Below are 14,781 nucleotides of genomic sequence, written 5' to 3'. Positions count from 1 at the left end.
ATAAAGATACACATCTTTTTTACGCTTTGTTAGTCAGAATCAGTTGGCCATTGCTGTCCAGCGGGATTTGCGTACCAGGGTCGCGATCCATACGGATTTTGCCCTGCTGGTCGCCGATTTTGTAAGTGACATCGTAGCCGAGCATTTTTTCTGATTTATCGTACACCGTTTTGCAGCGCTGCTGCGTCGTGGTGTAGGTATCCCCTTCCTGCATTGAGCCCTGAATCTGGTTACCGGCATAGCCGCCGCCCAGCGCGCCCACGACGGTGGCAACGTCGCGGCCGCGTCCGCCGCCGAACTGATGGCCAATAACCCCGCCGGCTACCGCGCCCAGCACGGATCCGGCGATGCGGTTTTCATCCTGCACCGGTCGACGATGGGTCACGGTGACGTTCCGGCACTCCTGGCGCGGGGTTTTGACGCTCTCTTTTATCGGCGTACTGGATACTACCTGTGCATACTGCGGGCCGCGATCTAACACGTTAAGACCGGCAACGGCTGCGACGCCCAGCGCGGCAGCCACGCCAATTCCTATACCCGCCAACATTGATTTATTCACGGGACTTCCTCCTTCGTTGCTATTGCCCGTAATTTTGCAATCCAGGCATCAGGCTTGCAAATAAGAAAGCGGATGAAAAGTGCGTGAACGTGTGGCAAATCAACGGGATTCGGAGGAATCTGAGAGGGTTTTCCGGCAAGGAAAGGAGGATATTCTGGTTATGAGTCTCTTAATGCGAAAAGCAAACGGGCGGACAAAACCTTCTGGCTTTGCCGCCCAGAGACATTAATGCAGCTTCAGGCGCGGACGAATAATGCGGTTGATACGTCCTACCAGCATCATCAGACCGGTTTTAAAGTAGCCGTGCAGCGCAATCTGGTGCATGCGATACAGCGAGATATAGACGAAGCGCGCAATGCGACCTTCGATCATCATTGAACCGCGCATCAGGTTGCCCATCAGGCTGCCCACGGTGGAATAGTTAGAGAGCGACACCAGCGAACCGTGATCTTTATAGGTATAAGCTTTCAGCGGCTTACCTTTCATCTGCGCCAGAATATTGTGCAGGGCGCAGGTCGCCATCTGGTGCGCAGCCTGAGCGCGCGGTGGAACAAAACCGCCTTCCGGGCGGGCGCAGGACGCGCAGTCGCCGATGGCGTAAATATCCGCATCGCGCGTCGTTTGCAGCGTCGGTTCGACCACCAGCTGGTTAATACGGTTAGTCTCCAGACCGCCAATCTCTTTCATAAAGTCCGGCGCCTTAATCCCGGCCGCCCAGACCATCAGGTCAGCGTTGATAAATTCGCCTTCTTTCGTGTGCAGACCGTTTGCATCGGCGCTGGTGACCATGGTTTTGGTCAATACGCGAACGCCAAGCTTGGTTAGCTCGCTGTGCGCGGCGCCGGAAATGCGCGGCGGCAGCGCGGGCAGAATACGCTCGCCAGCTTCAACCAGCGTCACGTTCAGAGCTTCGTTAGTCAGACCTTTGTAGCCGTAGCTGTGCAGCTGTTTCACCGCATTGTGCAGCTCGGCCGACAGCTCAACGCCGGTCGCGCCGCCGCCGACGATGGCGATATTCACCTTGCCGTTCGCCCCGAGGTTCGCCGAATACTTGAGGAACAGATCCAGCATTTCCTGATGGAAACGACGCGCCTGATGCGGATTATCGAGGAAGATGCAGTTCTCTTTCACGCCAGGCGTGTTGAAGTCGTTCGACGTACTTCCCAGCGCCATGACCAGCGTGTCGTAAGGCAGCTTACGCTCGGGCACCAGCAGCTCGCCCTTCTCGTTATGCAGCTCGGCGAGGGTGATCGTTTTGGTTTCACGGTTAATATCCGCCACCGATCCCAGCTGAAACTGGAAGTCGTGGTTACGGGCGTGAGCAAGGTAGCTCAGCGCGTCTACACCTTCATCAAGTGAACCGGTCGCCACTTCATGCAGCAGCGGTTTCCACAGGTGGCTGTGGTTACGATCAACCAGCGTGATTTTGGCCTTTTTATTACGGCCCAGCTTTTTACCCAACTGGGTAGCCAGCTCCAGCCCACCGGCACCACCACCCACAATCACTATTTTTTTCAATGGCGTAGTCACGCGACCCCCTAAAATTATTAACCAATTGTTAATTAAAAGTTATACATATAACCTTTAATTAACAACAGGTTACGGCAGTGAAACCATTCAGCGAGATCGAGAATAACATGAACGGTGCATTGGTCATACCAAAATTGATATGCATCAAGTTTTACCGCATATTTTTTGAGCGCAGAATCGCAAAAATGAATAAAAAAAAGCCCGCGATGTTTTCACATTGCGGGCCGGCGCGCGTTTAGCCGAGGGTTTTGAAGGCTTTTATGCGCTGGAGATGCGGGGAGATATTCTTGAACTTGTGGGTCTGCTCTTCATCCCAGATTATCTCATAGTAATGGTGCAGCAGGTCCGCCGAACGCTGGCTATTCAGCGCTTCGTCCTGACGAGATAGCACCACCAGGCAGCGATCGCGGTTTTTTTCGCGGAAATTATTCACGCATTTGGTGGCAATATCCGCATACTCTTCCGGCCGATCAATTTTCCCTTCCATGTTTTCATTGGGAAACAGGTTCGGGTTAAAAATGGCCTGGCGGATATCGCAAAGAAAGCCAATTCGCTCCGCCCAGAAGCCGCCGAGACCCACGCCGCAAATCAGCGGCCGATCGTCGGCGCTCAGCTGCAGCATCTTATCGACCTCTTTTAATAAGTGCTGCATATCATGTTTGGGATGCCGCGTGCTGTAGCTAATCAACCGAACATCGGGGTCAATAAACTGAAGCTGAAGCACCTTCTCATGGTTACCGGGGCTGTTTGAGTCAAAACCATGTAAATAGATAATCATCGCATCCTCACCAGACAACAACGCCTTTCAGGTTTATTACGCGGATTTCGCCTCTTGCCAGCGCGCGTGAAGCTGCTCAAGCTGCGCGCTGATCGTCTTCCAGCGGGCGGAATCCCTTAACGCCTGACGGCTAAAGGAACCTTTATGATACAATTTCGTAACACGTTCTGCTTTGATCGGCGACAGGTTATCCAGCACGCTGACCGCACCCTTACGATTATTGCAGACAAGGATCATATCGCAACCCGCATCCAGCGATGCCTGGCCGCGCTCGGCGTAGCTGCCCATAATCGCCGCCCCTTCCATCGACAGATCGTCAGAGAAAATCACCCCTTCAAATCCCAGCTCACCGCGCAGAACCGTTTTTAGCCAGTGCGCAGATCCGCTGGCCGGACGCGGGTCAACGTCGCTGTAGATGACGTGGGCGGGCATGATCGCATCAAGCCGCTGCTCGCCAATCAGCGTACGGAAGATGGCCATATCTCTGGCGCGAATTTCCGCTTCCGCGCGCGGATCGCGCGGCGTCTCTTTATGGGAATCGGCCGTCACCGCGCCGTGTCCGGGAAAGTGCTTACCGGTGGTTTTCATTCCCGCGGCGTGCATGCCGTCAATAAAATGACGAGCTATCGCCAGGGCTTTGTCGGGATCGTCGTGATAGGATCGCTCGCCAATAGCGGCGCTGATATGCCCAACGTCCAGAACCGGCGCAAAGCTGATATCAATATCCATGGCGATCATTTCGCTGGCCATGAGCCAGCCGGCCTCTGCGGCCAGCTTACCGCCCTCCTCCATGCCGAGCAGCGCGGCGAAAGATTGCGCCGCGGGAAGGCGGGTAAAGCCCTCGCGGAAACGCTGTACGCGCCCGCCTTCCTGATCTACCGCCACCACCAGATGGTTGCGCGAGGCCTCGCGGATCTGGCGGACCAGCTCACGCAGCTGCGCCGGATCGTGATAGTTGCGGGTAAACAGGATCAGCCCGCCAACCAAAGGATGCGCCAGAATCTCACGCTCTTCCGCATCCAGTTCAAAACCTTCGACATCCAACATTACCGGGCCCACATCCACCTCTCTTATCCTTTTACTTTTTGTCTAACTGGCGCCATACCTCATCCGCCAGCGCAATAAACTGTCGGTCGCCGGTTTGCTGCCAGCGTCGCTCGTACCAGCCCGCCATCAGCAGTTGCACCCACGGACGCCAGCGCTGAATTTGCCGCCAGAGCTGAAGCTCATCGATGCTCGCCTGCCTCGCGTATTCTGCGGCTAGCCGACGATGCGCGGCGGGCTCGATCCACACCGCCGCCAGCTCCAGCGCAACATCGCCATCGCCCGCATATTCCCAGTCAATCAGCCGCAGTCCCGCCTCGCCGTGAACGATGTTGCCCGCATGGACATCCATATGTAACGGGGCGAGACGCAGCGGCCGGGGCTCGCCGCGACGCAGCAGCCGTTTGTGCCAGCGTAGCCACTGCGGTGTGCGCCGCGCGGGGCTGCACTGTTGCCAGTACCGCTCAAGCAGCGGCCGCAGCGCGATACGCCAGCCAAAGCGCGGCTGCTGGTGCAGATGATACAGTAACCCTGCGAGCGCCGGACACTCCGGTAATGCGTTAACCACATCGCCTGAGCAATATTCCACCACCATCCAGGCGGGAGAATAAAACACCGGCGCGGGCGCTAACGAATCGGGAAGGCGTGACAGAACGTGATATTGACGGCGAAAGTCGCAGGCCGGCGCATGCGGATCGTGCGGCTGGCGCAGCACCCGCTTTTGCCGACCATCGCTGAGAATGCAGCTGCCGCCGCTCAGCCCGTTTTGGGGCGGCGCGGCGACAGGCGTATAGCGCGGGAAAAAGCGCGACAGCACTTCGTCGCGCGTGAGCTTATTGTTGCTGAACAGCACCTTTGCCTGACCAGATAATTTCGCCGGTCTGGACCAGCATTAGCTGCATTTTCAGCTCAGGGGAATTAACGTTGCCGGTCGCGTTGGAATAGAGCACGTACTGTGCGCCAACGGTACGCGCAATGCCCATCGCTTTACTGCGGCTGCCAAGGCTATCCTGCGGCGACAGGCCAAGCTGCTGTTTGGCTACGCCCAGCTGCTGCTGCGAGACTAGGGTGAATTTTCCATTGCCTTCCAGCGCGTTGCGCAGCGCCGTGGTGGCCTCTCCCGCATTCAACGTGCCGTTGGTGCGGTTATTGACGCTGTCGACCAGCAAAATGCTGCCCGCATTTACGCCGCTGGCCTGCAGCATCTGCCCAATCATCGGCTGCACCGCAGAATTCCAGTCAAAATGACGCACGCGCGGCGCCGGCTGCGCTGGCTGCTCGCCGTGTTCAATCGGACCCGGCTGCGTAGGTATCACGGGAATAGTCGGCACAGTCGGCTGCGGCTGAACGGGCTGCTGCGGCTTCGGCTGCGCTTCCTCAACGGGAGCGGGTTCCTGACGTTGGCCCACGCATCCGGCAAGGAATATCGCCAGTGCGGTAACTAATGCATAGCGACATAGTTTAATCATTACGATTACCTCTTACAGATAAAGATAAAGTCGGGCCTTGTGCGCCCCCAGAATATTGGCGCTGCCATAAAGCGTAACGGAAGAGTGCGCAGGCACCGTTATGCTGCGCGCGGACTCCAGCGGATGCATTTCCAGCCCTCTGGCGTCATACCAGAAAAAGCGATAATGCACGGTCACCGGTACCTGGCGTTCATTGAACAATCGGGTGGTCGCCGTCGCCTGAATCTCGGATGCGGTCACCGTCGGTACTTCAGCGCTGATGCCCGCTGCCAGTACGTTTGATTCCATCACCAGACTTTGCTGATCGCTGACCGGAATTTCCGGATGCGAACTGCACCCGGCCAGTAACGTCACGGCCAGAAGTGCGCCGAAGTGGGCTGCGCGCATGAATGTTAACCTTTATGAGCCAGCATCGGGCCTAACGGACGGCCGCCCAGCAGGTGCATATGGACATGGTAGACCTCCTGGCCCCCGTGGCGATTGCAGTTGACGATCAGGCGATAGCCATCGTCGGCAAGCCCCTCATCGCGGGCGATTTTCGCCGCGACGGTCATCATGCGTCCCAGGGCAAGCTCGTGCTCTGCGGTCACATCGTTGACGGTGGGAATCAGGATATTGGGAACGATCAGAATATGGGTTGGCGCCTGCGGAGAGATGTCGCGAAAAGCGGTCACGAGCTCATCCTGATAAACCACATCCGACGGGATCTCCCGGCGAATGATTTTGCTGAAAATCGTTTCTTCTGCCATGACTGATTCCTTAATAATTTTTATACCGTGCTCTGGCCTGCCTCTGCAGGTAAACGCGGATGCACAGGATTCCCCTAAGAGTATGAGCGAGTTACTCCCCCTCTTTCAACCTGAATGCGTTTTTTCTTACGCGAGCAAGCGCTTAGCTGCTGACGGATTAAGCGTTTCTTCGCTGTATGCCCCCCGGTACCGGTCAACAAGACCCGGGTACAGCCGTTTTCCCACTTGTTTACATATTAAATATTAATGCGTATATTTCTCATTTGTATTCAAAGAAAATGCAGTGCACTGACGATCTACCGCGGCTATCGCGCCGCAGCAAATAACAACAATCATACGATCAAGGGTTTATGATGTCTCTCTCCACCAACTTTCGGGATGGGCGTAACGCGCCGTCCCTGCTTGCTATGGGTATCGCGCTGGCGATCTTTCCCAACCTCAGTCAGGCAGCCGGCACGTCCGAAGACACTATTATTGTAGAAGGTTCCGCAGATAGCGCCTCGGAGACACAAGAGCAGGACTACAGCGTCAGAACCACCTCAGCCGGGACTAAAATGGAGATGGCCCAGCGCGATATCCCGCAATCGGTCAGTATCATTACCGAACAGCGGATGCGGGATCAGCAGCTGCAAACGCTGGGCGACGTCATGGACCATACCATGGGGATCAGCAGCAGCCAGGCGGACTCAGACCGCACCAGCTATTATTCCCGCGGTTTTGAGATCGACAATTATATGGTCGATGGCATTCCGACCTGGTTTGAATCTCGCTGGAATCTGGGCGACGCGCTTTCCGATATGGCCCTCTTCGAACGGGTTGAGGTCGTACGCGGCGCCAACGGCTTGCTGACCGGTACCGGCAACCCTGCCGCGTCGGTCAATATGATCCGCAAGCACGCGACCAGTCGGGAGTTCAAGGGAAATGTCTCTGCGGAGTACGGCAGCTGGAATAAGCAGCGCTACGTTGCTGATATGCAAAGCCCGCTGACTGACGATGGCAGCGTACGGGCGCGCATTATCGCCGGTTATCAAAATAATGACTCGTGGCTGGATCGCTATAACAGCGAAAAAACGTTCTTCTCCGGCATTCTTGATGCCGATCTCGGTACGTCGTCCGCTTTATCCGCTGGCTACGAGTATCAGCGTATCGACGTGAATAGCCCGACATGGGGTGGCCTGCCTCGCTGGAATACCGATGGCAGCAAGAACCACTATGACCGCGCCCACAGCACCGCGCCCGACTGGGCCTATAACGACAAAGAGATCAACAAGGTCTTCGTCACGCTGAAACAGCGCTTTGCCGATACCTGGCAGGCAACGCTGAATGCCACCCATTCTGAGATCACGTTCGACAGCAAGATGATGTACGTGGACGCGTACGTCAACAAAGCGACCGGAATGCTGGTGGGCCCCTATAACAGCTACGGCCCGGGCTATGATTACGTCGGCGGTACCGGCTGGAATAGCGGCAAACGTAAAGTCGACGCCGTTGACCTGTTCGCCGACGGCGGCTACGACCTGTTTGGTCGCCAGCACAACCTGATGATCGGCACCAGCTACAGTAAACAAAACAACCGCTATTTCAGTTCGTGGGCAAACGTCTTCCCCGATGAAGTTGGTAACTTCTATAGCTTCAATAGCGCGACATTCCCGGAAACCAGCTGGGGCCCGCAGAGCCTGGCGCAGGACGATACCACGCGAATGAAGTCGCTGTACGCGGCGACGCGTTTTTCCCTGCTTGACCCGCTGCATCTGATTCTTGGCGTCCGCTATAACAACTGGAGCATCGAGACGCTGACCTACACGATGGAGAAAAACCATACCACCCCGTACGCCGGGCTGGTTTACGACATCAACGACAGCTGGTCGGCCTACACCAGCTATACCTCGGTCTTCCAGCCGCAGAATAAGCGCGATAGTTCCGGTAAATACCTGACCCCGGTTACCGGAAACAACTATGAAGTGGGCCTGAAGTCGGACTGGATGGACAGCCGGTTAACGACGACGCTCGCCCTATTCCGCATCGAGCAGGATAACCTCGGCCAGGCGACCGGCGGGCAAATCCCCGGCAGTAACGGCGAAGCAGCCTATAAAACCGTCGACGGTACCGTAAGCAAAGGGGTGGAGTTCGAAATCAACGGGGCGATTACCGATAACTGGCAGATGACCTTTGGGGCGACGCGTTTTGTCGCTGAAGACAATGAAGGCAATGCGGTGAATCCCAACCTGCCGCGTACCAGCGTCAAGCTGTTCACCCGCTACCGTCTGCCGGTAATGCCTGAACTGACCGTCGGCGGCGGCGTTAACTGGCAGAACCGGGTGTATAAAGATACCGCGACGCCGTACGGGACGTTCCGTGCGGAACAAGGCAGCTACGCGCTGGTGGATGTGTTCACTCGCTACCAGGTCACTAAAAATTTTGCTGTGCAGGGTAACGTCAATAACCTGTTCGACAAAACCTACGACACCAACGTCGATGGTTCCATTGTCTACGGCGAACCGCGCAACGTCAGCATTACGGCCAGCTATCAGTTCTGATCTCTGCTTAACGTGACGAAAGCCGCGGGCGCGCTTTTAACGCCTGCGGCCATTAAAAAAGGCAGCCCGTAGGCTGCCTTAGTCTCCCCATATCACAACTTAGCTGTTGCGGATGTATTCATCCATTTCAGTTTTCAGGTTATCGGATTTGGTACCGAAAATAGCCTGAACGCCTGAACCTGCAACAACCACGCCTGCGGCACCCAGTTTTTTCAGGCCAGCCTGATCAACTTTCGCCACATCCGCCACGCTCACGCGCAGACGAGTGATACATGCGTCGAGGTTAGTAATGTTCTCTTTACCGCCGAACGCGGCAATCAGAGCCGGAGCCATTTCGCTGGTCGCGCCAGCTTTGCTGTCTTCGGTGGCGTCTTCACGACCCGGGGTTTTCAGATCCAGCGCTTTGATCAGCACGCGGAACACCACGTAGTAAACAATCGCGTAGCAGATACCGACGATCGGGAACAGCCACAGCTTGCTGCTGTTGCCAGACAGAACGATGAAGTCGATCAGGCCGTGAGAGAACGACGTACCGTCACGCATACCCAGCAGGATACAGATCGGGAAGGCCAGACCTGCCAGAATCGCGTGGATGATGTACAGGATCGGCGCAACGAACATGAACGAGAACTCGATCGGCTCGGTAATACCGGTCAGGAACGAGGTCAGCGCTGCGGAGATCATGATACCGCCCACTTTCGCGCGGTTTTCTGGTTTAGCAGAGTGCCAGATAGCGATAGCGGCGGCCGGCAGACCGTACATTTTGAACAGGAAGCCGCCGGACAGTTTGCCCGCAGTCGGGTCGCCTGCCATATAGCGCGGAATATCACCGTGGAAGACCTGACCTGCTGCGTTGGTGTATTCACCAATCTGCATCTGGAAAGGAACGTTCCAGATGTGGTGCAGACCAAACGGCACCAGGCAGCGCTCAATGAAGCCGTAGATACCGAACGCAACAACCGGGTTCTGGTAAGCGGCCCACTGGGAGAAAGTCTGGATTGCGGTACCGATCGGCGGCCAGATAAAGGACAGGATCACGCCAGTGAAGATCGCTGCCAGGCCGGAGATAATTGGCACAAAACGCTTGCCCGCAAAGAAGCCCAGATACTCAGGCAGCTTAATGCGATAGAAGCGGTTGAACATGTAGGCTGCGATAGCACCGGAGATGATACCGCCGAGGACGCCGGTATCCGCCAGGTGTTTAGCCGCAATCTCTTCAGCAGGTAAATGCAGAACCAGAGGTGCAACCACGGCCATGGTTTTCACCATGATGCCGTAAGCGACGACCGATGCCAGAGCGGATACGCCGTCGTTATTGGTGAAGCCAAGTGCGACACCGATAGCAAAAATCAGCGGCATGTTAGCGAAGACCGAACCGCCCGCTTCCGCCATGACGTGGGAAACTACGGCTGGCAGCCAGCTGAAGTTTGCGGAACCGACGCCCAGCAGGATACCTGCGATAGGCAGTACGGATACCGGCAGCATCAGCGATTTACCGACCTTCTGCAGGTTAGCAAATGCATTCTTAAACATAATTGAGAGTGCTCCTGAGTATTTGGTGCTTTTTTACGTTTTCACGCATTGGCCCGGGGGGAGAACCGCGCCGTGGACAGGACATCTAAGCGCCCTTTATTTATTACACAGAGTAAAATAATTACCGGGATGATTGTTTGACGGCTATCACGTTTCAATCAGACACCCATTAAAAACTGACATTGATTTACATAACTCGTGTCTGAATGTTGCCAAAAAACCTTCACCGCCCCATTTGTGGCGGTGAACTTTACTCGCTTTAGCTATTAATTACGAGCCTTAAAATAATAAGCAATATCAGAGAGGTTGCAGCCGGGAGGGGTCAATATGAAAAAGCGTCGCGAAATTTTCAGTCGTCTGTTGTGCCAGCTGCTCCAGCGATACGCCCTTGAGGACCGCCATATACTCGGCGACGTCCCTGACCATCGCCGGCTGGTTCTCTTTGCCGCGATGCGGTACCGGCGCCAGATACGGCGAATCGGTCTCCACCAGCAGGCGATCGAGAGGTACATAGCGCGCAGCATCGCGAAGCTGCTCCGCATTACGGAACGTCACAATGCCGGAAAACGAGATATAGAACCCCATATCCAGCAGCTTACCCGCTGTCTCCCTATCCTCAGTGAAACAGTGTAGTACGCCACCGCAATCCGTCACTTTTTCTTCGCGTAAAATTTCCAGCGTATCGGCGCGGGCATCGCGGGTGTGAACAATAACCGGCTTATTCAGCTCCCGGCCTATACGGATATGATCGCGAAACGACGCCTGCTGACGCGCTTTTGTTTCCGGCGTGTAGAAATAATCGAGCCCGGTCTCGCCCATCGCGACGACGCCGTCCTCTGCTGCGAGTTTGCGCAGCTCTTCAACGTCATACTCTTCATCCTGGTTTAACGGATGGACGCCGCAGGAAAAAACGACGTCGTGACGCTGCCCCACCAGCTCGCGCATACCGCGGTATCCCGGCAGCGTCGTCGCCACGGCCAGGCAAAATTTCACATCGCGCGCGGAAGCCTTTGCCAGTACATCGTCCACATCTTTATGCAGCGTTTGATAATCCAGGCCATCGAGATGGCAATGGGAGTCGACTAAAAACATGATGTCTCTCTCAGAGGTGGGATACGGGAAGAACCGCCCCGGGTTGCAGGTAATGTTCCCAGCGCAGAAGGCGCTCGGTTAGCAGCAGTTCGCGATTAATGCCGACAACGCTCAACAGCTGTTCGCGGCAGGCGCTGACGTCACGCGCAATCGCCTGCAGGCGCGCCGCCGGCAGCGCAGCGGCCAGCTGATTGACCAGTGGCCAGGCGTCCGGATTGCTGATAAGCGTAATCCCCTGCTGCCTTTTTTGCGCATCGACCAGCAGCGATGCCAGCCAGTGCAGGCGAATCGCTGCCTGTTCATGGTTCAAAATCGGCAACAGCGTCAGCCAGTCGCCGTGAGTTAAAATATTACCCAGGATCTGACAAAGCTGCTGGCGCGGTGCCCAGTGAGAATCCTGCAGCAGATCCAGCGCTGCCGCTGGCGCGTTGGCGCTCAGCCGCAGCGCCGCGAGCAGCGCGTCTTGTGACATCGTCACTTCCCGCTCTAACCACGCCAGCGCGTAGCGTTCTGAAGGCGGAGCAAGGTGATACAAACGACAGCGGCTGCGCAGCGTTGCCAGCAGGCGCGCTGGCTCCTGACAGGCCAGGAAGAACCAGGTATTCTCCGGCGGCTCCTCCAGCGTTTTCAGCAGCGCGTTTGCCGCCGCATCCGTCAGCATAGCGGCATCGCCTATCCACACCACCTTCGCGCCGCCAAGCCGGGCGTGCTCATAAAGCTTTTCGCTCACCTCGCGCACGGCATCGATCCCGAGCGAGCTCTTCCCCTTTTCCGGGGTCAACGCATAATAATCAGGATGGGTACCGGCCTGCATCAGCTGACAGCTGTGGCAATGACCGCAGCTTTTATGCCCTTCCGGCTGGCGACACATCAGAAAGCGACAAAGCGCGTAAATCAGCGCATCGCTCCCCATGCCCGGCAGCGCCTGGACCATCAGCGCATGGTGGCCCCGTCCCGCCTGATAGCTGGCAACCAGCTGTTCAAAGGGCGGGCGTAACCACGGATACCATTTCATGGGAGTTGCTCCGCAACCCACTGATTGACCACCGCACGGATGTCGCGCTCGACGGCCTCCAGCGGCTGGGTGGCGTCAACGGTACGGATGGTGGGATCCTGCGCCGCCAGTTCAAGGTAGCGCGCGCGAGTTCGATTAAAGAAATCCAGCGACTCCTGCTCAATTCGGTCAAGTTCGCCGCGGGCGCGGGCGCGCTTCAGGCCCACCTCCGGAGTCACATCAAGATAAAGCGTCAGATGGGGACGAAAGTCTCCCAGTACCGCGTCACGCAGGGTCGCCAGCATCGTCTGGTCGATACCGCGACCGCCGCCCTGATAGGCCTGGGTCGAGAGATCGTGACGATCGCCAATGACCCATTGACCGCGCGCCAGAGCGGGTTTAATCACCGTCTCTACCAGCTGTACGCGCGCCGCGTAAAACATCAGCACTTCCGCTTTATCATTAATCACTTCATCGCCGGTGGACTGAATATCCAGCACCAGGCTGCGCAGCTTCTCGGCCAGAATGGTGCCGCCCGGTTCGCGGGTAAACACCATATCGCTAACGCCCAGCTGTTTTAGCGTCTCTACCACACATTCACGCGCGGTGGTTTTCCCTGCGCCCTCCAGGCCCTCGATGACGATATAGTTACTGCGCATTTTTTTCCTTAAGTACTTTCAAATAATCCTGAACCGAGCGGTTATGGCTGGCCAGGTTGGTATTAAACGTATGCCCGCCCTTGCCGTCCGCGACAAAATAAAGATACGGCGTTTTCGCCGGATGCGCGGCGGCGTTCAGCGAGGCCTCGCCCGGTACGGCGATGGGTCCGGGCGGCATACCGTTAATGGCATAGGTATTGTAAGCAGTCGGCGTTTCCAGATCTTTACGCGTCAATTTGCCATTATAACTCTCCCCCATCCCGTAAATCACGGTGGGATCGGTTTGCAGACGCATGCCGATACGTAAACGATTGATAAATACCGATGCGACGCGGTCGCGCTCTTCCGGCAGCGCCGTCTCTTTTTCAATGATAGAGGCCATCGTCAGCAGCTGATTCTTATCATGATACGGCAGATTCTCCATCCGCCCTTCCCAGGCTTTATCGACCGCGGCAACCATCTTCTGATGCGCGCGCTTAAGGATCGCCACATCGCTGGTATTGGCGGTATACATCCAGGTATCCGGCCAGAACCAGCCTTCGACCCAATCGGGATGTTCCAGTTCAAGGGCCTTCGCCACGGTTTCATAGCTATCATCCGCCAGCGTATGCTTGACGTAAGGCGCATCGCGCAGCTGACGCAGGTAGTCACTCACCCGCATACCTTCAACGAAGCGCAGCGGAAACTGCGCCTCTTTACCGCTGGCCAGCAGCTGCAGCATCTGGCGTACCGTCATATCAGGCGTGAAGCGATAGGTCCCGGCTTTAAAGTGGGAAAGCTCAGGCTTGATGCGCAGCAGCCACTGGAACACCCGAGGGCGGTTAATGACTTTATCGCTATACAGTTGTTGCCCAAGCGCCAGGCGCCCCGTTCCGGCCTCAAGGGTAAAGATGGTCTCTTCTTTAATCAGTAACTTACTGTCCGCCAGCTGGCGAACTTTCCACATACCGATGCCCGCGGCGATGCCCAGCACCACCACCAACAGCAGAATGAAACGTAACATTTTCTTCATGGCTAATCAGACAGCTCACACAAGGGGGCTAAAAAATGATAAAGCTCGCGCGTGGACCAACGTTTATCGTTCCAGCGGCGAACAGGCACCAGCGGCATTAATGCGTTACAGACAAGGACCTCGTCGGCTTCGCGTAACGCCTCGGGGCGCATGGTGGCTTCGACAACGCGAAACGGCGATGGTGCCAGCTTAGCGAGAATGTACTGGCGCATAATACCGTTGACCCCCGCCCGATCGAGGCGCGGGGTAAAGACGTCGGATCCTTTACGCCAGAATAAGTTCGCGGCACAGCATTCCGTAAGCCACCCGTCGCTGTCAAGGACCAGCGCTTCATCGGCGTCCGTCTGCTCAAGATGAGAACGAATCAGCACCTGCTCCAGCCGATTAAGGTGTTTGAGGCCGGCGAGCGAGGGATTGCGTCCCAGCCTGACAGGGCTCAACGTCACGGAGATCCCCTCCTCGCGCCAGCGAAGATAGTGCTCCGGCCAGGGCGATACGCTGAGGATTCTCACGGGATTCACGCATCCGGCAGCGCTGTATCCGCGCCCCCCCGCCCCGCGCGTGATGATGACCTTCAGCACGCCATCCTGATGGGGCTGCGCCAGATGCGCCATCTCGTGCGCTAATAGCGCCCAGTCGTCGTAGGGGATAAAGAGCTGTTCACAGGCCTTCTGCAGGCGGGCCAGATGGGCTGACAGCAGCTGAACCCGGCCTCTGACGATGCGCGCCGTGGTAAAGCAGCCATCGCCGAACTGAACGCTGCGATCGTTCACCGCAAGCGTTTCACTTTCAGCGCCATTTATCAAATACATAAAAGTCTCCTTA

Annotated in this window: 15 protein-coding genes; 1 reads left to right on the top strand and 14 read right to left on the bottom strand. The window is 56.6% G+C overall.

Annotation, left to right across the window (positions count from 1 at the left end; genetic code table 11):
* Window positions 1-19: 19 nt before the first annotated feature.
* The 8 genes from F8562_RS27020 to hinT all read right to left on the bottom strand — a co-directional run bounded on the left by F8562_RS27020 (window position 20) and on the right by hinT (window position 6,129).
* Entirely contained in the window at window positions 20-559 is a 540-nt protein-coding gene (locus F8562_RS27020) for a glycine zipper 2TM domain-containing protein (RefSeq protein WP_004131424.1), read from the bottom strand.
* 225 nt (window positions 560-784) lie between these two features.
* Window positions 785-2,089: an NAD(P)/FAD-dependent oxidoreductase gene (locus tag F8562_RS27015; protein ID WP_089046448.1), complete on the bottom strand. Its 1,305-nt coding sequence runs from the start codon at window positions 2,087-2,089 to the stop codon at window positions 785-787.
* Between the two features lie 235 nt (window positions 2,090-2,324).
* Window positions 2,325-2,867, bottom strand: coding sequence for an alpha/beta hydrolase YcfP (gene ycfP, locus F8562_RS27010; RefSeq protein ID WP_004849931.1), 543 nt, complete (start codon window positions 2,865-2,867; stop codon window positions 2,325-2,327).
* Window positions 2,868-2,903: 36 nt separating this feature from the next.
* A complete protein-coding gene (gene nagZ, locus F8562_RS27005; RefSeq protein WP_029946910.1) occupies window positions 2,904-3,914 on the bottom strand; it encodes a beta-N-acetylhexosaminidase in 1,011 nt (336 codons plus the stop codon).
* Window positions 3,915-3,945: 31 nt separating this feature from the next.
* Complete coding sequence (thiK, locus tag F8562_RS27000; protein WP_014228848.1) at window positions 3,946-4,764, bottom strand: thiamine kinase; 819 nt, start codon at window positions 4,762-4,764, stop codon at window positions 3,946-3,948.
* Window positions 4,745-5,380 carry a penicillin-binding protein activator LpoB gene (gene lpoB, locus F8562_RS26995; RefSeq protein WP_014228847.1) on the bottom strand — a complete coding sequence of 212 codons (636 nt, stop codon included), beginning with the start codon at window positions 5,378-5,380 and terminating at the stop codon, window positions 4,745-4,747. The genes thiK and lpoB overlap by 20 nt, the downstream gene beginning before the upstream one ends.
* 12 nt (window positions 5,381-5,392) lie before the next feature.
* A complete protein-coding gene (locus tag F8562_RS26990; protein ID WP_014228846.1) occupies window positions 5,393-5,767 on the bottom strand; it encodes a YcfL family protein in 375 nt (124 codons plus the stop codon).
* A 5-nt stretch (window positions 5,768-5,772) separates the two neighbouring features.
* Window positions 5,773-6,129, bottom strand: coding sequence for a purine nucleoside phosphoramidase (gene hinT / locus F8562_RS26985; protein WP_004849924.1), 357 nt, complete (start codon window positions 6,127-6,129; stop codon window positions 5,773-5,775).
* A 353-nt stretch (window positions 6,130-6,482) separates the two neighbouring features.
* Here hinT and fhuE point away from each other — a divergent pair, with 353 nt between their 5' ends.
* Entirely contained in the window at window positions 6,483-8,666 is a 2,184-nt protein-coding gene (fhuE, locus tag F8562_RS26975) for a ferric-rhodotorulic acid/ferric-coprogen receptor FhuE (RefSeq protein ID WP_014838093.1), read from the top strand.
* Window positions 8,667-8,765: 99 nt separating this feature from the next.
* Here the strand turns inward: fhuE and ptsG are convergent, their stop codons facing one another.
* From ptsG to pabC, 6 genes are all read right to left on the bottom strand, one after another.
* The gene (gene ptsG / locus F8562_RS26970) at window positions 8,766-10,199 is read right to left on the bottom strand and encodes a PTS glucose transporter subunit IIBC (RefSeq protein WP_014228844.1); all 1,434 of its coding nucleotides are present in this window, start codon (window positions 10,197-10,199) and stop codon (window positions 8,766-8,768) included.
* Window positions 10,200-10,496: 297 nt separating this feature from the next.
* Window positions 10,497-11,291, bottom strand: coding sequence for a metal-dependent hydrolase (locus F8562_RS26965; protein ID WP_004849918.1), 795 nt, complete (start codon window positions 11,289-11,291; stop codon window positions 10,497-10,499).
* A 10-nt stretch (window positions 11,292-11,301) separates the two neighbouring features.
* Entirely contained in the window at window positions 11,302-12,306 is a 1,005-nt protein-coding gene (holB, locus tag F8562_RS26960; protein ID WP_014228843.1) for a DNA polymerase III subunit delta', read from the bottom strand.
* On the bottom strand, window positions 12,303-12,944 hold the full coding sequence (gene tmk / locus F8562_RS26955; RefSeq protein WP_004849914.1) for a dTMP kinase: 642 nt from the start codon (window positions 12,942-12,944) through the stop codon (window positions 12,303-12,305). Before tmk ends, holB begins: the two co-directional genes overlap by 4 nt.
* Window positions 12,934-13,956, bottom strand: coding sequence for a cell division protein YceG (gene yceG, locus F8562_RS26950; protein ID WP_014838092.1), 1,023 nt, complete (start codon window positions 13,954-13,956; stop codon window positions 12,934-12,936). The genes tmk and yceG overlap by 11 nt, the downstream gene beginning before the upstream one ends.
* Before the next feature lie 2 nt (window positions 13,957-13,958).
* Window positions 13,959-14,768, bottom strand: a complete 810-nt coding sequence (gene pabC, locus F8562_RS26945; RefSeq protein WP_014838091.1) for an aminodeoxychorismate lyase — start codon at window positions 14,766-14,768, stop codon at window positions 13,959-13,961.
* Between the last annotated feature and the right edge of the window lie 13 nt (window positions 14,769-14,781).

Source organism: Klebsiella sp. RCJ4, from assembly GCF_009025755.1.
Taxonomy (GTDB): Bacteria; Pseudomonadota; Gammaproteobacteria; order Enterobacterales; family Enterobacteriaceae; genus Klebsiella; species Klebsiella michiganensis.
The sequence above is the reverse complement of the archived record's forward strand: the minus strand, read 5'-3'. Positions and strand labels throughout refer to the sequence as shown.